Here is a 19041-nt window from a genome sequence, read left to right on the forward strand (position 1 = left end):
TCCTTTTTAAATAATATTAAACGTACATTGTGTATGAAAGTAGGTCATCCTACTGCGTAGCGCACCATGGCTCCAAATAAGAGAAACCCGTTGCAGAAATGTAGCGGGTTTTTTGTTGTCTGGATTAAAGTTATAGCTCTCAGCAACAAAGTGTCAATCAATACACCGTAGCGTGGGTTGAGTATCACGAAACCCACGACTACCTCAGAGCCCAATATATCTTCATAAAACAAGCTTACCCTATTTTAATCGATTGTATTGCAGTCTGAAAACTCGTGCTCCACAAAAGGAAATACTAACTTTCTACCTTTGATTTCTCTTAAATATTATCTTGTTGCAATTTCATTCTTGGTTTAATAACTGAGCTGTGTAAAACTAGCTTTGTTAATTTAGTAAATCAGGTGACATGAATGTCGGATATAAAAGCTTGGAAACTTATAAGCCTGTTTTGTTTGATAAGCTTGCTTATGGGCTGCCAGTCGAAAGAAGAGCAGTTACAACAAACAATTCAACAATCTATAACCAAAGCAGAGGTTGAACTCGAAGGGCTTGGTAAAGCCTTGGATAATGGTTCAATTCGAAATGCTGTTTTATTGACTGAGTATGCCCGCATAATCAGTAATGAAAAACCTCAGTTATCGCAAGTTGCTTCTGTAATGGCTCAAGATGCGACGAGAAATGGTGCGCTTTATTCTGGCCTGCAACAACGCTTAGCTGATATTAAAAGCACCTACCTTATACCGCCCTACGAAGAAACATTACGTAACTTAGATTTATTAAGAGATGCGGCAAAACCAACTCTGTTTTCTGATGCATTGACTGATCCAATCAATATGCTAGCTGATATGTCAGGCGGCTCACTTGCGCGTGTTGGGGCAATAAGCCAGCAAGCGGAGGGTTCTGGCGAAGGAAACCAACTGGTTGGTAATCCTAACTATGGTAGCTGGCAGACTAATAGCAATGGTATGAGCTTTTGGGCTTGGTATGGAATGTATCGTATTTTAGGTGATGTGTTTGACCGAGTTGAATACGGTAGTTGGAGCAAACGCCGAAAATACAGTTACTATAATGACTATGGTCGTGCACGTTACACCAGCCCTAAACAAATGAAAGCACAAACGGCTGTTGAAACACGAACGCGCCAATCTTATTCGCGCCAGGGAAAGCAGTTTACAAGCCCGTATGCTACAAAAAAAACTGGGGCTTCAGGGCTTAGCCGAAGTAGTTACACCCCACCCAAAAGTAGAAGCAGCTATTCCAAGAGTAGCTACAGTAAAAGTTCAGGGTCTGTAAGAAACAGTGGTAGTCGAACTTCGCGTGGAATAAGTCGCGGTAAATAAACTGGCTGTAAAGAATTAGTGTTGGAGTTATAAGAATATGTACGAATTTAATGGAATAACTATGTGGTCACTGCAAGCGCTGGCGATTGATTTTGCAATTATTATCGCTTTGTTTGTTAGTCTAAAATTTATAAAAGGTTGGGTGTCTAACCTACATGCAAATGATGAAATAACAGAGCGTGATAATTTTGCCTTTGGTATTAGCTTCGCGGCAGGTCTAGTTGCTTTAGCAATTGTTCTTACTGGTGTAAGTAGTGGTGCGTTTGCACCAACGTTACACCAAGAAGCGCTGCAAATGGGAGCATATGGTTTATTAGCAATAGTGCTTATAAAGCTCGGCCACTTCTTTCAGGATAAAGTCGCGTTACGCAAGGTGAGCTTGCATGATGAAATAGTGAAAGGGAACGCAACAGCAGCTTTAATCGACTTTGGCCATGTGGTAAGCGTTGCAATTGTTATCCGCTCAGCTTTATTTTGGGTTGCAACTGAGGGATGGTATGGTTTACCAATTGTTATAGCGGCGTTTATTATTGGCAGTATTGTTCTGTTACTTGTTAGCCAATATCGCGTACAACTATTTAAACGCACTAATCGCAGTGGCGACTGTCTTCAACAAGCAGTTATTGACGGAAATCTAGCTGTAGGTATACGTTATGCAGGTTTCTTAATCGGCAGTGCGCTCGCTATTACTGCTGCATCTGGCGTTGCGCCTTATGTAGCCGATAGCATAAATGCCAGCCTTATGTATTGGGCACTGAGTGCAGCAATATGCGTTATTGTATTTATCTTACTTCACTTAATTACGATAAAAATTATTCTTTCGGGTTGTGATATTTCAGATGAAGTTAATCGCCAAAAGAACGTTGGCGTAGCAACTATTTCAGCCGCAATATCATTTGCTGTTGGTATCACTATGGCTACGTTATTAGGCGCATAAGATTTGTCACACACAACAACGGCCCCAAGTAAGTACTCCTTACTTGGGCATGATTTTTTATTAATAACTGTAATGGCCGTACTCGCTGGGTGCGGCCTTATTTATGAATATCTCTTATCACATTATGCAGGACGTGTTTTAGGCTCTGTTGAAAGTGCTATATATGCCATGATTGGTACAATGATCGTTGCGATGGGGATCGGTGCTTTTTTGGCTCGTTGGTTTAAAGATGCGTTTACCGCTTTTGCATGGCTTGAGAGTATTATCGCCTTGGTTGGAATGGGTTGTATCTTAGCAATTGCGAGTGTGATTGCCGTTAGTTATTCATTACCTCATATATTTTCCCAGATCTTTAACTTACCTGCAGATACTGTACTTAACGGCTATGTGTTTCAAAAGTTACAAGAATGGTCGCGTTTTCTTCCGTACGTATTCGGTTTATTACTCGGCTTATTAATCGGCATGGAAATTCCACTAATTGCCCGAATACGCCAACAAGTGTATGGGCGATTTTTAGAAAATAATGCAGGCACAATTTATGGGGCTGATTATATTGGTGCAGGTATTGGCGCAGCTATTTGGGTGAGTATTATGCTCGCGATGCCCATTATGCAAGCGGCTGCTTGGACTGCCTTATTTAATATTGTCGCGGGTTTAGCATTTTTGTGGCGCTACCACAGCTATGTACGTTTTGCTAAATTACTCCTTGTTTGTCACCTCGCGTTATTGGTTTTATTTGGCTTTATCTTAGTACTTGGTAGTAGCTGGATGAAAGATTTAAGTAACGTACTTTATAAAGATAAAGTGATTTATTCTGAGGCGACAAAATACCAGCACCTTGTATTAACGGAAAGACTAAGCCGTAACCAACCAGATCCGATTACTGATTTATACCTAAATGGTCGTTTACAGTTTTCAAGTATCGATGAACAAATTTATCACTCTATGTTGGTTTACCCTGCTTTACTGGCTTCAAATCGTCATGATGACATTTTGATAGTGGGTGGCGGTGACGGGCTTGCTATGCGCGATGTATTGAAATGGCCTGTGAAAGAGGTCACGTTAATCGACTTAGATGGCCAGTTACTTAACTTATTTGGCCATAAAAGTGACGAGTTTCAAGCGCCTGTTGAAATAGTTAATCGATTAACTAAGCTCAATGAAAACGCGATGGATGATCCTAGAGCAAACGTGATTGTAGGTGATGCCTTTATAGAGGTCGAGCGACTACTTGATCAAGGTAAGCGCTTCGATACTATTATTATCGACTTGCCTGATCCAAATCACCCTGACTTGAATAAGATGTACAGCGACTATTTTTATAACCACATTCGCCAATTACTTGCTCCTGATGGCGCTATGGCAGTGCAATCAACATCACCATACCACGCAAAAAAAGCCTTTTTGAGTATTGGTAAAACAGTCAAAGCGGCTGGGTTTAAACATGTCGAACAGTATCAGCAAAATATCCCTTCTTTTGGCCAGTGGGGATGGACTATTGCGACGACTCGTGGGCAATCAGCCAGCGCGCGAATCAATGATGTTGTTAACTTGTCTGTAGATTCTCGGTGGGCAAGTAAAGAATATTTATTGGCAGCATTTGTGTTTCCAAACTATTATTTTGAACAAATAAATAATATAGAAGTCAATAGATTAGGTTCTGGCACTCTATATGATTATTATCGCAGTGCATGGCAAGAAGAAAGCGAATTGTATAAAAATTGATAAAACATGGTTGACATAATATGTCGACCATGCGAATCTTAACTCAGACATAATATGTCAAATGACAAAAGGCAGAGACATGGAATTAAACGAACTTTCAATAAAACTAGCATCTTTTGAAACTGAAGGCGCTAACTTTGAATCTTTCTTGATAGCCAATCCAGGCGAGCAAGATGTGTTACAAGTCATTGTTGATGGAAATGATGAACTTCCAATTTTTGTTACGCAAACACAAGAGCAATTGCTATGTATTAGCTACTTGTTTGCAGATGACGAAGTAAAACCAGATTTACGAAACGAGCTAAACGAAACATTACTACGCTTAAATGTACCTATTCCATTAAGTGCATTTGCCAAAATTGATGACAAGTATGCAATTTTTGGTGCCTTGTCGGTGAATTCATCATTTGATGACATTACCCATGAGTTAGTAACGTTAGCTGATAACGCAATTGATGCCCTAGAAGCTGTGACCTTGTACTTGAATGATTAATATCTTATTTATCAGTGCAATGAAATAACAGCAAGTTCTATTAAGTGGAGTTAAGATTATGAGTATATTAAAAAAATTATTTACAGCAGTTCGTGGCGGTGCACGTGAAGCCGGTGAAGCAATCGTTGATGCAAATGGTATCCGTATTTTTGAGCAAGAAATAGCTGATGCACAAAATGCATTACAGCGTGCAAAGAAAAGCCTAACTGAAGTCATGGCAAAAGAAATGCAAACTAAGCGCTCACTAAGCGCCCTTGACGCATCGATTGCTGAACACGAAGCCTATGCAGGTCAAGCTCTTGAAAAGGGCAACGAAGCGCTAGCTTTAGAAATTGCTGAGAAAATTGGTGATTTCGAAAATGAAAAAGCTGAGCATGAGCAAGTTTTGGCAGGTTTTAGCAATCATATTGTGACATTAAAGCAGCAAGTTAAAGACGCTGAAAAATCGATCAAAGAAAACCAACGCCAGCTTACAATGGTTAAAACCACTGAAAGCGTGCAACAAGCTACTATGGCGGTTAATAGCACGCTTAATACAAACAGTTCGTCGATGACTAATGCACGTCAGTCGCTTGAGCGTATTAAGCAACGCCAGCAAGATCGTAGCGATCAACTTGGTGCTGCAAAAGAGCTTGAAGCAGAAACAAGCGGCGGCGACTTAAAAGCTAAAATGGCTGAAGCGGGTATCGGTGATAGCAGTCCAAAAAGTGCTGATATCTTAGCGCGTATTAAAGCTAAGCAAAACGGCTAACCCTTATTCAAACTTTTTAAAAAGGTAACGTTGCATTATGCCCGTTACCTTTTTTGCTTAAGAGGCACTCTATGTTTAATTTTTTTAAATCTAAAAAAGCCCCAGAACGTCAATTGACTCATGCTAGCGATCTAAAAAAAGGCGATATGCTGAGTATTATCGACTCATTTGCTTATCCAAGCTGGTTAAAAGGGCAGACTGTGCGTGTGATTGATGTGCAGACTTACCAATATCAGCACAGTAGCGATACTGAGTTTGTATTAGAGACAAACAGCGGGCAAGTTGTATTTTTACAAATTGAAATGGAAGATGGCGAGCAGTGGGCTAATTTCTCAATAAAAATTCAACGTGATGAAGTAGATGATATTTTTACCCTCGACGAGTTCGCACGTATTTTTGACGAAGAGTCCTTAACGTTTATAGAAGTTAAGAATACACCTGAGCGCTTTATGCAGTTTTTAGGTAAAAGCTACCAGCAAAGTGAATCGCCATACGTTTGCTATTTTCATAAGCAAGATTATCGTAAGCAGCCATTACCTCGGTATGAGCAAGAGGGTGGTGAACCCTGTGAAATGATATGCCTAGCTTCTGATGACGAAAGCCACAGCTTGAATATTGAAATCTGGGATGGTGGTGAAACTGAAGTATCACTCACTCTAACCAGACCTATATCCGATATTGTGGATTTATTCCCAGGAGATGCACAGTGAGTGATGCAAAGGCTAAATGGCAGCGCCAAGAACAAGCTGTCAGAGCGACGCAAATGGCCTTTGATTTAAGCAGCGAAGTACAAAAATCGATAAAAAAGCAGGCGATTGATCAGGAGTTAACGCCTTCAGATATGATCCGTAAAATTTTAGCGCTTGATGTTAAATCAAAAAAGACTCGTCAACGATTGTCATTCAACCTCAATGATGAGGAAATAGGGTTACTTGCCGAGCGTTTTGGTGTTGCAGCCGATGACAAACGGGCAGTAAAACAACAAGTCGCTGAGTTACTCATTGCATATAGTAATAAAAAATAGCCACAATTTTGCCTTCTTAAAGTTAAGCCCTTACACTGAGGGCTTTCATTCCTATAAAAATGAGTTGCTGTGAATATAGTTTTAATCGCCTATCTAATTATTTTTGCTTTGTTCGGCACTGCCGCGAGTTATTTTGTGCGATTTATTTACGCGTATTGGATAAAGAAAGAAATGCCAATGCAGCATATCCTCAAAGCTGGGGTTTGTATTATTGGTGTGTTAATCATATCTGCGCTAATCCCATTTATGGTTTAGCGCATAGGTTATTAGTCGGTTATTTTATTTCGAATGCTTGGCATTGTTTGTCTATGCATAAGGCTTGCACAGGTAAAACCGGTGAGCAATCGCTCGCACCACTAGCTTGATTCTCAAGTGTTTCTTGCTCAGTTACTTGATGAGCTAGCTGCTCTGCGGTTTCTTGCTCAGTATTTAAAGCAGAATATACTAAGTATCTACTAGGCCCGCCGCACGCCCGTTGACCTACTTCAAGAACCTTACACTGAAAGCTCGCTGTACAGCTGGTATCTTCAACAAGTTTAGATAATGCATTGTTTGCTTTTGATAAACTGATTGAGCCTGATGAGCTTGTATCAAACGTACTTTCACAGCCGGTAGTAAAAAATAGGCCGGCTGCAATTGCCAGCGCTTTAGAATATGAAACGTACTTCATATTAATTCCTTTAATAAACACTTGTTGCATTACCAGCAACTTTAACACATTTATTGCTGCTACACTGTGTTGCTGGCGCAGTTAAATGTTGGCAAATACTGACCATGCCTGTTTGGGCATTAAATTGGCTTTCTAGAGTCGTTATGTGTTTTGCTGCTTGTTCAACTTTTTGACTATCGTTATTTTTAGTTGAAAACACAAGGTAGCTGCTCGGTCCGCCGCAGGCTCTACTTCCTAGAGGTAATACTTTGCATTGTGCACTCGTATCACAGCTAAGATCTTCGGTGAGAGTCTTTAATTGTGTATGAGCTGCCTGAATTGCTTCTCTCGAAACAGCTTTGTTTTTATCACCTATAGCCACTGCCTGACTATTTTTGGTCAAAGTCGTGGGGGCTGGTTTTAATTGCTCAGCCTCTGGTGTTGCAGCATCAGAGCAGCCAACAAGAAAAAGAGGTAACACAACAACACATAATGAAAAGCGCATAACGAACCTTTATAGTGATTAACAAGTAATCACTATCATACACTTTGCACATAACACAGCAATAAAAACTATTACATTCAGTAAGGTAAACCCGTTACTTAAATAAAGTAACGGGTTTCATAGGTAGGTTATAAACCGCCTTGGGTGAGCTTGGTTGGGTTGAGTAACTCTTCCAAATCAGCGCGAGATAGCTGCGTTTCTTGCTCTGCTACATCAATGATTGGCAGACCACTTTGATACGCTTGCTTGGCAATTTTAGCTGCTTTTGCATAGCCAATAACCGGGTTTAAGGCCGTGACTAAAATTGGGTTATTTGCCAAGGCTTTGTCAATATTTGGCTGATTGACCTTAAACGTGCGAATGGCTTTATCGGCTAATGCGCGGCTACTATTTGCAAGTAACTCTATACTTTGCAAAATATTATAAGCAATAACTGGCAGCATAACATTAAGCTCAAAATTTCCTGATTGCCCTGCAACGGTAATCGTTGCGTCATTACCAATAACCTGTGCGCTTACCATTGCCGCAGCTTCTGGGATCACAGGGTTAACTTTACCAGGCATAATAGAAGAGCCCGGTTGTAATGCCTCAAGTTCAATTTCGCCAAGTCCGGCGAGTGGTCCTGAGTTCATCCAGCGTAAATCATTGGCTATTTTTATTTGTGCTACGGCAAGTACTTTTAATTGCCCAGATAACGAAACAATGGCGTCTTGTGAGCCAATGTTATAGAAAAAGTTTTTACTGGGTGTAAAGGGTATTCCTACGTTAGTGCTTAAATTTTTACAAAATTGCTCAGCAAACTGGGGATCTGCATTTACACCTGTGCCTACAGCTGTGCCACCTTGGGCAAGCGCTGATACGCCATCTAAGCTATGGCGAATAGCGGCCATTGCGGTATCAACTTGATGCTGCCAAGTATTTAGCGTTTGACTAAAAGTGACAGGCATTGCATCCATTAGGTGAGTACGACCTGTTTTAACTATGTCGCCTACTTCAGCTTTTTTACGCTCAAGCATCTGTGATAGTTGATCAAGCGCTGGAAACAGCTCATAAACAACATTAATCACACTGCTTACAGCGATAGTGGTTGGGATCACGTCATTAGAGCTTTGACCCATATTTACATCATCATTTGGGTGAATTAGCGCGTCACTATAGCGACTAGCAAGTGTTGCAATGACTTCATTGGCATTCATGTTGGTGCTGGTACCTGAGCCTGTTTGAAAAACGTCAATCGGAAAATGCTCTAAATGTTGGCCATCAATTATTTCTTGGCAGGCGCGCTCTATTGCTTGGGCTTTTTGTTTGTCTAAATGGCCGAGTTCGCAGTTACTTTGAGCCGCAGCCTGTTTAACGTATGCCAGTGCTGTAATAAATTGTTTTGGCATGGCTAAGCCACTAATACTAAAGTTATTAACCGCGCGCTGGGTTTGTGCTTGATAAAGTGCATCAGCCGGAACTTGAAGTTCGCCCATGCTGTCGGTTTCAGTTCTATACTCGCTCATAAAAGCTCCTAAAAAGGGTTGAATTCGTGACTGAGAATATGTGCTTCTCGTTCAAGGATAAGATATTTTTCGCTACCGTTATGGGTTCTGTAAAATCGTTTTAACGCCAATAAGGGTTTGTATAGTTGCTCTGAACATTGCTTACGTATTGCGCAATGAATTAAAGAATCGCACATTTTATTAAGAATTTCATGGAAAGTACGTCTTAGATAGAGTTCTTGGAGTAAGATACTTCGGCTTTTTTCGTAGTAGCGTGCGGCATTGAGGCCTGCTTCAATATAGTTTGCAACTAAAGCGGGGGCATGTAGGCCAGGGCGTTGGCAAATACACTTCATTTGTTGTTGGTAATGAAGCATTGCTTGGTGTTCGTGCATAATAAAACCGAATAACTGTAACGATAATGGTTATCATTACAGTTATTCGGTTTTGGTGCAAGTTTGAATATGTAAAACTTGTCGAAAGTTTAGGGTATTAGTTATAGCCAAGGATGAAAATTTGATCTGTTTCATGTTCTGTTAGGCTCTTTTTCAGCTTGTTAGATTGTGACAATAAATCAATGGCCGTTGCTCGTTCATCACATGTCATTTTGTTGCTATCTGCTTTTTCAGTTGCTGCAATAGCTGCGTCAAGTGCATTAAATTTAGATACATACATGGTATTCTCCTAGCTGTTGGTTCAGTTATACTGCTGCATAAGCTATACCAATTTTCATTATTTTTTTAATCTCATGATAATTAAAGCTTTATTTTTATGTAACTGTTTTGCACAGACAAGCGTAATGAATTTTGCTTTACTATTGTGCAAATGGCTCTAGTTTTGGTGCGTATATGAAAATGAATAAACCTTTTTCTCAAGCTTGTGAAAACAATAAAGAACCTATTTTAGCGGCACTAAAGGCTTGTTTTAATAATAGTAAACATGTTTTAGAAGTGGGCTCAGGTACAGGGCAGCACAGTGTGCATTTTGCGATGCATTTAGCGCATTTAGAGTGGCAAACCAGCGATAGATTAATCAATCATAGCGGTATTCAGCAGTGGATTGATGAAGCTCAATTGAGCAATCTACATGCCCCGCTGACACTGGATTTAAATCATGCTTGGCCAGTTAATAGTGTGGATGCTATTTATACTGCTAATACGCTACACATTATTAGCTGGGCTTTGGTTGAACGTTTTTTTGACGGCATTAAACGCCACTTAGCACCCGAGGGAATTGTCTGCATTTATGGGCCCTTTAAATATCAAGGTCAGTACACGAGTGAAAGCAATCAGCGTTTTGATGAGTTTTTAAATAACCAAGACAGTGAAAGTGGTATTCGTGACTTTGAACGTATTGTCATGCTTGGTGAAGTTGCGGGATTAACCCTTGTTGAAGACAATAAAATGCCGGCAAATAACCAGCTATTGGTCTTTAAACGTTACTCTTAAACGGTAGTAGCGATTTACAATGCTGCTGATAAGCAACTGTGTGTAGGTGTTCTCGCTTTAAAAAATCTGCAATTGCGTGGCTAAAGTCTTCATTGATAATTGTGTGGAGCGAGTGCGTAAATACAGGTTCAAAGCCTCGAGCTATTTTGTGTTCACCCTGCGCGCCCGAGTGAAAACATTGCAATTGGTTGGCTATACAGTATTCAATACCTTGGTAATAACACAGTTCGAAGTGTAAACAATCTATTTCATCTACCGCACCCCAATATCGGCCATATAAGGTATTTTCGCTTTTAAAGCTTAAAGTTGCAGCAACCACATGACCATCTAGAGAGGCTTGCATAATGACTAGCTTATCAGCCATTAATGCATGTAATAAAATAAAAAATTCATGGTTTAAATAGCCCATATGGCCTGAACGTTTTAAATATGTGCGTTGATAAAATTCACAAAACTGGCTCATCACAGCACTATTAATCTGATCACCTTGTAGCCATTCTATTGTAATATTTTGTTGTGCAATTTTGTTTCGTTCTTTCTTTACCGCTTTACGCTTACGGGCATTTAAGCTTTGTAAAAAGTCAGTGAAATTGTCATACCCACGGTTGAACCATTGGAACTGTACGCCTGTACGCGGCATGGCATTATGGCAAGCAAATAATTCTGTTTGCTGCTTAGGGCAAAAATTAATATGCCAGCCAGACCACCCATGTTCTTGGCACTGTTGGTTAAGTACCTCACTTATATAGTGTGATACAGCTTCTGGTTGCGCATGGTGTATGACGACTCTTTCGCCTTCAATAGGGCTAAAAGGTGAGCCACATAGCCATTTAGGATAGTAAGCTAAGCCATGCTGTTGATAAGCCTCTGCCCATGCCCAATCAAACACATATTCACCATAGGAGTGGCTTTTTAAATAACCTGGAGCAAGGGCAATAATGTGCTGATTTTCATAAATAACTAAATGTAATGGCTGCCAACCAGTGGCTTCGCAAGTACTTTGGCTTTGCTCTAGCGCATATAAAAATGCGTGATCGGTAAAAGGGTTATCACCAAAAAATCTATTCCATAATTTGGCATCTAGGTCACTAATACTGGTGAACCACTGATGGCTAAAACTTGACATATAAAGGCTCTATTTTTGTTCAACAGCGTTTAAAAACTGTGTTATCTGATTACTCAGTCCAGTAAAGTACGGATTAAATGTTAAACGTTGAAAAGGCTGAAAACGAGCTACGTTATCTGCTGTACGCTCACCAAGGGTTATTTGCGCGGTTGTTTTACATAGTCTGTAAGTGGATTCATCATCGAGGTAACTGCCACAATTACGATAGTTTGCATTTATACCATAATGTGGATTGTTAGGTGAGTTTACGACTGCAATATGCGATATCCCCTGAATACCTTTACAGTCGCAAGCACGACATTGTGGATTATAAATAGTGTAACTATTAGGAAAGTGATCCGGTATTATATTTTTGTCACCATAGAGCACTAAAGTGTTGGGGTTGCCTGTATTACGTGGGCTTATTTTATGCAGAGTCGAAAGTAGTGAGAGTGTGGCTTTACTATCTATAGTGGTATCAATATCACTTAAGGCAGTAAAAACAGGAATAGCAGGAAACTTGCGTTGCTCTAAACTATTTACCGTAATAGTACGCATTGCATCATCAGCCGCAGCAGCTGCACTCCAAGGAAAAGACTCATACTTGGCGAAATCTATATCAGCATCTTCGTCAATCCAATTAACAAAGGGGATTAAATCAATCCACTTGGCTGCCCAACCATTTTTATTATGTGGTTCGCTGGCGGGAGAGAATAGCATTAACGCCTTAATTTTTTCATTCATGGGGCGAGTTGTTAAATAATTAATGAGTAGCGCGGCACCGGTAGAGTACCCACCTAAAACAACCTGCTCAAAGTCTTTTAGGGTTCTATTTACAGCGTAGTCAGTGGCTTGCTGCCATTGCTGTGCATTAACGTCTTTTAATGCATTAGGAGCCGTTCCGTGACCGGGTAAAAGGAGTGTTCTAACCGTGTAGCCTTGTTGAAAGTAAACCTGCGCTAAATCATGGTATGTAAACGGTGAGTCAGTTAAGCCATGCACCAGTAAAACAGCCTTTTGGTTATCTGGCTGACGAAGTTCAAAAGGCGCAATAAGGTCGACTATATTGGGTTCTTCAGGTCGTGATCCTTGCTTTACCAGTTGTTTATAGGTTGTTGTAGATAATGGGCATGGCATGACCGCTCGTGGATTACTGTGCAATATGTGTTGATAAGAAAAATCCAAGTATTCATTAAAGCTGGTATCGGTTTGATATGTAAAGTGGTGCTCTGAGGGCGTATTTTGAAACCGCAGGTGGCCTTGGTTTTTACTGCTAATAATAAAATCGAGATCTGTTAATTGGCTCACGCAATTTACACCTGTTGCAGCAAATGCAGTCACACTAAAACAAAGTGAGGCGAATAAGCTGAATAAGCTAATAGTGTTTTTAATGTTCATTATTAACAACATAATAAGTTAAGCATTCGGCTAGCTTAGCGAGATCGAGTGGTTTTGCAAGGTGTTGATTAAAACCAATCGCTAACGCATGCGCTTTATCTTGCGGCATTACGTCTGCTGTGAGGGCAATAATAGGTAGCTGCTCAGCATCTTTAAATTGACGAATATTTATGGTCGCTTGATAACCATCCATGACAGGCATTTGGCAGTCCATCAAAACCAAATCAACGTGATTATTTTTAACGTGATCAACGGCAAGTTCACCATTTTCAACAAGCGTAGGTTTAATGCCTAAAGAATCGAGCATCGTCTTAATAACCATTTGGTTTACTTTGTTATCTTCAGCTACCAGGATTGTTAGATGGCTTAAATCTACTTGCTTATTGAGCCGCTCGGGTGCTTTCTGAGCTGGTTTGGTATTAAGTTCAACTGTAAAGGTAAAGTTTGAGCCTTCGTTTTCTTCGCTTTGCAAGGTGATATCGCCATGCATTAACACGCTAAGCTCCTTAGCTATTGTCAGCCCTAGGCCTGTTCCGCCAAAACGGCGAGACGTTGAATCATCTGCTTGGGTAAAAGCATCAAATAAGTTTGCTTGTATAGAGGGGGCTATACCTACGCCTGTGTCTACTACACTAAAAGAAATAAGCCATTTTTCACCTGATTTCTCTAGTGCTGACACCGTCAGCGTGACCTGCCCTTGGTGGGTAAATTTAATGGCGTTGCTGCATAAGTTTAGCAAAATTTGTTCAATACGTAATTCATCCCCTTCAAACCAGACATCATCAGTTAATTGGTTATAAACACGCCACTCAATCCCTTTGTGCTTAGCGGTTTGCTTAAACATACTATCAAGGCGCTTTAACAGTGCATTTAAATCAAATGGCCGTTGCTCTAAAACCAGTTTTTGAGATTCGATTTTTGAAATATCGAGTACGTCGTTAACAAGAGTAAGTAACGACTTTGAGGCAAGGTTAATTTGTTCAATATAGTGTAGGAGTGTTGAAGAATCGTTGCGTTTATTCGCAAGGCTTGAAAAGCCAATAACGGCGTTCAAGGGGGTGCGGATCTCATGACTCATATTCGCTAAAAAACGACTTTTAGCTTTATTGGCTTCATCAGATTGCTTTTTAGCACTCTCGAGTGAACGGGTTCGCTCATTCACTAAACGTGAAAGTGCGATATGCTGGTGGTTAAACAGTAAAAGCACCAATAAAATAAGGCTACATACGACAACTTGCAATACCAAAAGCAATAAAGTGAATTGGTTGGTTTGATGCGGTATAAATTCATCTTTTATCGTTAAATCAATGAACCACTTTTGATTTGAAAAGTTAATTGCTATCGTGGTTAGTTTCGGGTTTTTCGTCGAGATATGTTGAGCATTACTAAAAAATGGATTCTGAATCTGATCTTGGTACATAGTGATGTTAAACATAGCAAGCTGCTCTTGTGAAATGGCTTGCTTTATAATGTTTTCAACTAAAAAGATGCCAGTTGCGTAGCCTTTAATTTTTGCACCATCATTGCTGTGATGATACACCGGAGCAAATAATAAGTAGGCAGACTCGGGTGTTGTTGTTTGCACTAACTGAATGATTTTAGTACTAACTGGTTGGTATTTTATACTGGGATCAAGCAGTGTTGTACGCCTGTCAGCACGTGAATATAGATTAAAACCAAGTGCCGATTGGTTTGTTTTCAGCGGGTTTATGTACTTTACCACGACTAATGGATCAGTAGCGGTTAGTGGTGAGCCTTTTATTTTTATATCTGCGTCATATATGTCACGCATTTGTTGGGTGAAGGCGGGAATATCATCTTGATTTATTTTTTCATTCCAAGAAAGCGCTTTAATATAGTTATTTTGCGCGAGTAGTTCAGACGTATAGCTATAGAATTCTCGTTGTTCTAAAGTCGTTCTGGATTGAACTAAACTCGCTAAACTTTGCACAGCAACTTGGCTGCGATTTAAATGACGCAGTAAGCTGTTTTCAATGACGGAGGCTTCTCTTTTTGCAATTTGCAGTGCATTAGAGCTGCTTTTTTGATTATAAAGCTTTGTAGTTGCTGCAACAGATACAAATAATACAAGACATACAGCAATGGTTGGAAAAGGAGCAACATGGTATTGCTGATGCTTTGGTTGAATAAGCGCTAATAATAGAGGCGTAGCAATTAATACACCTAGTGTATCTCCTAACCACCAATATAAAACATTTCGCCAATGGTTTTCACTGCTATAAGCAGGGTTAAATTCTGACAATGCATAAACGCCAATGTTTGCTGATATTAAGCTAACAATAAAGCCAACAATAAGAATAAAGTAAATAATGGACTTTCTGGTTTTAAGATATAAAGGATGACCAAGCCAATATTTTAATAATGCCGCTCCGGTAAGTGCTTGTAATGCCGCACCAAGGCCAATAAACATCACTTCCTTTTGAGTGCTGCCAATGAGTACATCTTGAGAGAGTGGGTTATCGCCGATACTGAGATTAAAGAACACAGAAGCAAGAAAAAGCGCAGGCACGAAGCGCCACCACCAAATAAAACAACCAACAAGTGCGATACCTGCTGGTAACCAAATAGGAATAACTTGTGACTGAAAAGCAAAAGAGGTGAGTAGCTTCCCAGAATATAAATAAGCCATGGCAAAAAGAACGTAAAAACAACACGAACTTAGTTTCGATTGAAAAACGTGTACCTGCATTCTACTATATTCCTTTATTATTCTTATTTGAGTATAACTAAATGGCAAAAAAGTGCGGGTTCATTGTTCTTTATAAAGGTAGCTGCTTTTTGCTAAATGTTTGCTTTAATACCACGGTGGATTCAATATTAGCAATACAATCGATACTGCCTAACTTAAATTTTACAAAGTGTTCGTAGCTTTCTAGATCTGTCGCCACTATTTTTAATAAATAGTCATAGCTACCAGAGATTACAGAGCACTCTAAAATATGCTCAAACTTGTTAATTTGCATTTCAAATGTATTTGCCGCCGCGACTGAGTTTTGATTTAACCGCACAAATGCATATACCAGTACGTTTAAACCCACACTTTTAGGGTTAATTGCGGCATGGTAGCCACTTATAATGCCTGTACTTTCTAGCTTTTTTATTCTTCTTAAGCAAGGGGTGTCTGATAAGTTTATATCACTCGCCAGTTGCGAAACTGCATAGCGCGCATTTGCCTGTAAATGCATAATGATTTGCTGATCTTTTTTATCTAAATTCATAAAACTTAGCGCCAATTATTATTTATGTGTTTATTTTGAGTGATATTCACTAATTTAAAAAGCCTAAAGTAGCAGTTTTTACTGATTATTACTCTATGCTATCTGTTAACATAAATGCAATAAAAATAGTTGAAGTAAGATAAATATGAGTAAGAACACTCAAGCATTTGATGAATGGCTAAGAACACGTTTTGTTGAGATCAACAGTGAGCTTGAAAAAATATACTGGCAGCAGGATGATAGAGCAAATGTTGAGTTTGTAGGCGAGCAATATAAACACCAGCTTCAACATGAGGGTAACGCCCATATCAATAAGCTATTAGCTGAAGGCAATACTGACGAAGGTTTTGACAGCGCATTTGATTTACTTGGTAATGTAGGCTTGTACATGGCTGCATGCAGGCGCCATGAGATTACTGAACCCTCGCGTGAAACCACGTCTCCATTAGTGGAGGCATCTGCTTTAGCAATGCACATTGGTGCTTCAATAGGTGTAACGCCTCGCTTTGCAACTGCACATTTAACTACACATAATAAAGCGGTAAATGGCCTGTATAAGCGCTTTACTGATCTGCCTGATGAAAAGCTATTTATAGATTACAACACCAAAGGTATTTTGGCCTACAAGCGCGCCGCTGATGCACTATTGAAAATTCAGCCGTTAGGCATTTCTCATCCATTGTGCAAAGATTTACTCGAAGTGGCTAAGCAGGCTTTACTTGATGTCATTGAGTCTAATCATGCCCTTTATACTAAACTAGATACTGAGCGGTTTTTCTTTTGTGTGCGTCCTTACTATAAACCTTATCGTGTGGGTAAAGAGGTTTATCGAGGCGCAAACGCAGGTGATTTTGCGGGTATTAATGTCATTGATATGTTGCTTGGTTTGTGTTCTGCAAATGAACCTAGTTATTCGCAAATGCTGGTGGATAAATTTTTATATATGATGCCTGAAGATCAGCAAATATTACGTGAGTCGATGCGAATGCCAAGTATTATGGATGATTTACTGGCTTGTGCTTCACAGCGCGATAGTGAGTGGTTCCAAACTAATGTTAAGTTGTTTATACAAGTGTGTAAATTACATGGAGACACAGCAATCGGTCATCATAACCAGCTCGTTAGTAAGTTTATTGCACAGCCAGCGCAACAGATGCAACAGCAGCATATGCAAAAAGTAACGGCGAGTGGGCCTCCTTTGCATGTATTACTCGATTCACTAGAAAGACTAAGGGATCGCCGTGCGGCTGCAAAGCGTGATGATATCAAAACACGTTATGCCGACTTGTCCCAGTTAAAGCAATGGGTAAAAAAGTAAATGTATAAAGATGACTTTCATTTAACCTCTGGGTGCTATTTATTAAACCACTCAGTAGGGCGAGCGTTAAAAACAGGGCAGGATGATTTTAATGCACACTTTTTTGCTCCTTGGCAATCAACTAACAAAGAACCATGGCAGCAATGGCTCGGAACAATTGAGAGATTTACTGGTGCGTTAAGTGAATTGTTTAATAGTAAAAAGGAGCTGTTCTGTCCGCAAGTCAATTTATCAAGCGCATTAACTAAAATCCTAATGTCTCATCCGCGATTTACAGGTGCAAAGTGTCGGGTGTTAATGGCGCAAAGTGATTTTCCCAGTATGGGCTTTGCAATGCAAAAAGCACTGCCTGATGGGGCGCAAATTGATTATATTCCACGTGATTTGGATTTGACGGATGCGACAATTTGGCAGCAGCATATTAAACCCGATACTGATTTGGTGTTTATAAGCCATGCCTATTCAAATACGGGCCAACAAGCGCCTGTAAAAGACATAGCAGCGTATTGTAAGCGTAATAATACGCTGAGTTTAGTAGATGTAGCGCAGTCGGCGGGAGTATTACCGTTAGACTTATCCACAGTAGGGGTCGATTTTTTGATAGGCTCTAGTGTTAAATGGTTATGCTCAGGTCCGGGCGCTGCATATTTGTGGGTAAGTGAATCACAGCTTGGCGTTTGTCAGCCTAAAGATGTTGGTTGGTTTTCTCATCAAAATCCTTTTGAGTTTGATATAAATCACTTTGATTATCACTCCACGGCTTTGCGTTTTTGGGGAGGTACTCCTTCTATAGCCCCTTATGTTATTGCGGGCCACAGTATTGCTTATTTTGCAAAGTTAGGTGTAGCAAAAGTACGAAAGCACAACTTGTCTTTATTGTCACAGCTAAGAGAATCATTAAGCGATTACATGGTTTCGCCTCGAAGCGAGAATGCATGCAGCGGTACGGCTATTTTGCACTTTTCAGCGGCACAAAATGCAGTGTTAGATGCACTTGTTGATGCTGATATCAGTGTTGACGAAAGAGTTTATGGAATACGTGTATCGCCGCATATTTATAATGATGAGCAAGATATTGCGCGTTTAATCGAAGTTATTAAAAAGGTTTTATAATCCGGCTTTGCTTTGTAGATCTTCTTTCTTTGCTTTAAGTGTTTCTACTTTTTGCTTAAGGTCATCTATTTGTGGGTCTATCTGATTTTTCAGCTGGCGTGTTCTAATGTCTATAGCATTAGCTATAGACGTAGCGCCCATTCTATTGGCACTATCTTGTGTTATGTAACCGATTTGCTTTTTTCGCTTAGCAAATGATTGTTCTAACTGTTTAATTGAGTGATGATGCTGAGTGATTTCTCGGTCAATCCTTTGTAATTCAAGGTAGCTTTCTACGGCGCTTGTACTAGCTTGTTTTTCTTGTTGATTTACTTGTGCAACATTTGCAGCTTTGATTGTGATTTCTTTTGCATCTTTAGCGCAAGGAAACTGACTAAATGTCGTCACACCTTTAATATCACACTTGTAAACAACTGTACTGGCTTGGGATGTGAACGGCAGTGATAGAATAAACAAAACAACGATTAAAAACATCTGCATTACTAATCCCTAAAACTACAGTGAATATGCCT

21 protein-coding genes are annotated in these 19041 nt (G+C 39.9%); 11 read left to right on the top strand and 10 right to left on the bottom strand.

Annotated elements, in window-relative coordinates:
- Nucleotides 1–410 precede the first annotated feature (410 nt).
- The 8 genes from ACHUE3_RS19080 to ACHUE3_RS19115 all read left to right on the top strand — a co-directional run bounded on the left by ACHUE3_RS19080 (nucleotide 411) and on the right by ACHUE3_RS19115 (nucleotide 6525).
- On the top strand, nucleotides 411–1340 hold the full coding sequence (locus ACHUE3_RS19080) for a CHAD domain-containing protein (protein ID WP_394193886.1): 930 nt from the start codon (nucleotides 411–413) through the stop codon (nucleotides 1338–1340).
- A gap of 37 nt (nucleotides 1341–1377) precedes the next feature.
- A complete protein-coding gene (locus ACHUE3_RS19085; RefSeq protein ID WP_394193887.1) occupies nucleotides 1378–2277 on the top strand; it encodes a DUF350 domain-containing protein in 900 nt (299 codons plus the stop codon).
- Nucleotides 2278–2280: 3 nt separating this feature from the next.
- On the top strand, nucleotides 2281–4002 hold the full coding sequence (locus ACHUE3_RS19090) for a polyamine aminopropyltransferase (RefSeq protein WP_394193888.1): 1722 nt from the start codon (nucleotides 2281–2283) through the stop codon (nucleotides 4000–4002).
- A 79-nt stretch (nucleotides 4003–4081) separates the two neighbouring features.
- The gene (locus tag ACHUE3_RS19095; protein ID WP_394193889.1) at nucleotides 4082–4495 is read left to right on the top strand and encodes a YjfI family protein; all 414 of its coding nucleotides are present in this window, start codon (nucleotides 4082–4084) and stop codon (nucleotides 4493–4495) included.
- Nucleotides 4496–4553: 58 nt separating this feature from the next.
- Nucleotides 4554–5246: a PspA/IM30 family protein gene (locus ACHUE3_RS19100; protein WP_099297476.1), complete on the top strand. Its 693-nt coding sequence runs from the start codon at nucleotides 4554–4556 to the stop codon at nucleotides 5244–5246.
- Between the two features lie 71 nt (nucleotides 5247–5317).
- On the top strand, nucleotides 5318–5956 hold the full coding sequence (locus tag ACHUE3_RS19105; protein WP_135476623.1) for a DUF4178 domain-containing protein: 639 nt from the start codon (nucleotides 5318–5320) through the stop codon (nucleotides 5954–5956).
- Nucleotides 5953–6270, top strand: a complete 318-nt coding sequence (locus tag ACHUE3_RS19110) for a hypothetical protein (protein ID WP_394193890.1) — start codon at nucleotides 5953–5955, stop codon at nucleotides 6268–6270. Before ACHUE3_RS19105 ends, ACHUE3_RS19110 begins: the two co-directional genes overlap by 4 nt.
- Before the next feature lie 69 nt (nucleotides 6271–6339).
- Nucleotides 6340–6525, top strand: coding sequence for a hypothetical protein (locus ACHUE3_RS19115; protein ID WP_394193891.1), 186 nt, complete (start codon nucleotides 6340–6342; stop codon nucleotides 6523–6525).
- 19 nt (nucleotides 6526–6544) lie between these two features.
- Here ACHUE3_RS19115 and ACHUE3_RS19120 read toward each other — a convergent pair whose 3' ends face one another.
- The 5 genes from ACHUE3_RS19120 to ACHUE3_RS19140 all read right to left on the bottom strand — a co-directional run bounded on the left by ACHUE3_RS19120 (nucleotide 6545) and on the right by ACHUE3_RS19140 (nucleotide 9583).
- Nucleotides 6545–6940 carry a hypothetical protein gene (locus ACHUE3_RS19120; protein WP_394193892.1) on the bottom strand — a complete coding sequence of 132 codons (396 nt, stop codon included), beginning with the start codon at nucleotides 6938–6940 and terminating at the stop codon, nucleotides 6545–6547.
- A 10-nt stretch (nucleotides 6941–6950) separates the two neighbouring features.
- The gene (locus ACHUE3_RS19125) at nucleotides 6951–7424 is read right to left on the bottom strand and encodes a hypothetical protein (RefSeq protein WP_394193893.1); all 474 of its coding nucleotides are present in this window, start codon (nucleotides 7422–7424) and stop codon (nucleotides 6951–6953) included.
- A gap of 128 nt (nucleotides 7425–7552) precedes the next feature.
- Nucleotides 7553–8929, bottom strand: a complete 1377-nt coding sequence (locus ACHUE3_RS19130; protein WP_394193894.1) for a class II fumarate hydratase — start codon at nucleotides 8927–8929, stop codon at nucleotides 7553–7555.
- Nucleotides 8930–8937: 8 nt separating this feature from the next.
- A complete protein-coding gene (locus tag ACHUE3_RS19135; RefSeq protein ID WP_394193895.1) occupies nucleotides 8938–9303 on the bottom strand; it encodes a hypothetical protein in 366 nt (121 codons plus the stop codon).
- Between the two features lie 97 nt (nucleotides 9304–9400).
- Complete coding sequence (locus ACHUE3_RS19140) at nucleotides 9401–9583, bottom strand: hypothetical protein (protein ID WP_394193896.1); 183 nt, start codon at nucleotides 9581–9583, stop codon at nucleotides 9401–9403.
- 179 nt (nucleotides 9584–9762) lie between these two features.
- On the opposite strand from ACHUE3_RS19140, the gene ACHUE3_RS19145 reads away from it, so the two are divergent.
- The gene (locus ACHUE3_RS19145) at nucleotides 9763–10356 is read left to right on the top strand and encodes a DUF938 domain-containing protein (protein ID WP_394193912.1); all 594 of its coding nucleotides are present in this window, start codon (nucleotides 9763–9765) and stop codon (nucleotides 10354–10356) included.
- On the opposite strand, the gene ACHUE3_RS19150 is transcribed toward ACHUE3_RS19145, so the two are convergent.
- From ACHUE3_RS19150 to ACHUE3_RS19165, 4 genes are all read right to left on the bottom strand, one after another.
- The gene (locus ACHUE3_RS19150) at nucleotides 10340–11482 is read right to left on the bottom strand and encodes a GNAT family N-acetyltransferase (protein WP_394193897.1); all 1143 of its coding nucleotides are present in this window, start codon (nucleotides 11480–11482) and stop codon (nucleotides 10340–10342) included. The two genes, ACHUE3_RS19145 and ACHUE3_RS19150, sit on opposite strands and share 17 nt — an antisense overlap.
- 9 nt (nucleotides 11483–11491) lie before the next feature.
- Nucleotides 11492–12859, bottom strand: coding sequence for an alpha/beta hydrolase (locus ACHUE3_RS19155; protein WP_394193898.1), 1368 nt, complete (start codon nucleotides 12857–12859; stop codon nucleotides 11492–11494).
- Nucleotides 12849–15569, bottom strand: a complete 2721-nt coding sequence (locus tag ACHUE3_RS19160; protein ID WP_394193899.1) for an ATP-binding protein — start codon at nucleotides 15567–15569, stop codon at nucleotides 12849–12851. The genes ACHUE3_RS19155 and ACHUE3_RS19160 overlap by 11 nt, the downstream gene beginning before the upstream one ends.
- Before the next feature lie 70 nt (nucleotides 15570–15639).
- A complete protein-coding gene (locus tag ACHUE3_RS19165; RefSeq protein ID WP_394193900.1) occupies nucleotides 15640–16098 on the bottom strand; it encodes an Lrp/AsnC family transcriptional regulator in 459 nt (152 codons plus the stop codon).
- 145 nt (nucleotides 16099–16243) lie between these two features.
- Between ACHUE3_RS19165 and ACHUE3_RS19170 the strand changes: the two genes are divergently transcribed.
- Together ACHUE3_RS19170 and ACHUE3_RS19175 are read left to right on the top strand one after the other, a co-directional pair.
- The gene (locus ACHUE3_RS19170; RefSeq protein ID WP_394193901.1) at nucleotides 16244–17416 is read left to right on the top strand and encodes a PrnB family protein; all 1173 of its coding nucleotides are present in this window, start codon (nucleotides 16244–16246) and stop codon (nucleotides 17414–17416) included.
- The gene (locus ACHUE3_RS19175; RefSeq protein ID WP_394193902.1) at nucleotides 17417–18529 is read left to right on the top strand and encodes an aminotransferase class V-fold PLP-dependent enzyme; all 1113 of its coding nucleotides are present in this window, start codon (nucleotides 17417–17419) and stop codon (nucleotides 18527–18529) included.
- Here the strand turns inward: ACHUE3_RS19175 and ACHUE3_RS19180 are convergent.
- Nucleotides 18524–19009 (bottom strand): RNA-binding protein, encoded by a 486-nt coding sequence (locus ACHUE3_RS19180; RefSeq protein ID WP_394193903.1) that lies wholly within the window; start codon nucleotides 19007–19009, stop codon nucleotides 18524–18526. The two genes, ACHUE3_RS19175 and ACHUE3_RS19180, sit on opposite strands and share 6 nt — an antisense overlap.
- Nucleotides 19010–19041 lie beyond the last annotated feature (32 nt).

Origin of the sequence: Pseudoalteromonas atlantica (genome assembly GCF_043641955.1) — a bacterium.
Taxonomy (GTDB): Bacteria; Pseudomonadota; Gammaproteobacteria; order Enterobacterales; family Alteromonadaceae; genus Pseudoalteromonas; species Pseudoalteromonas atlantica_A.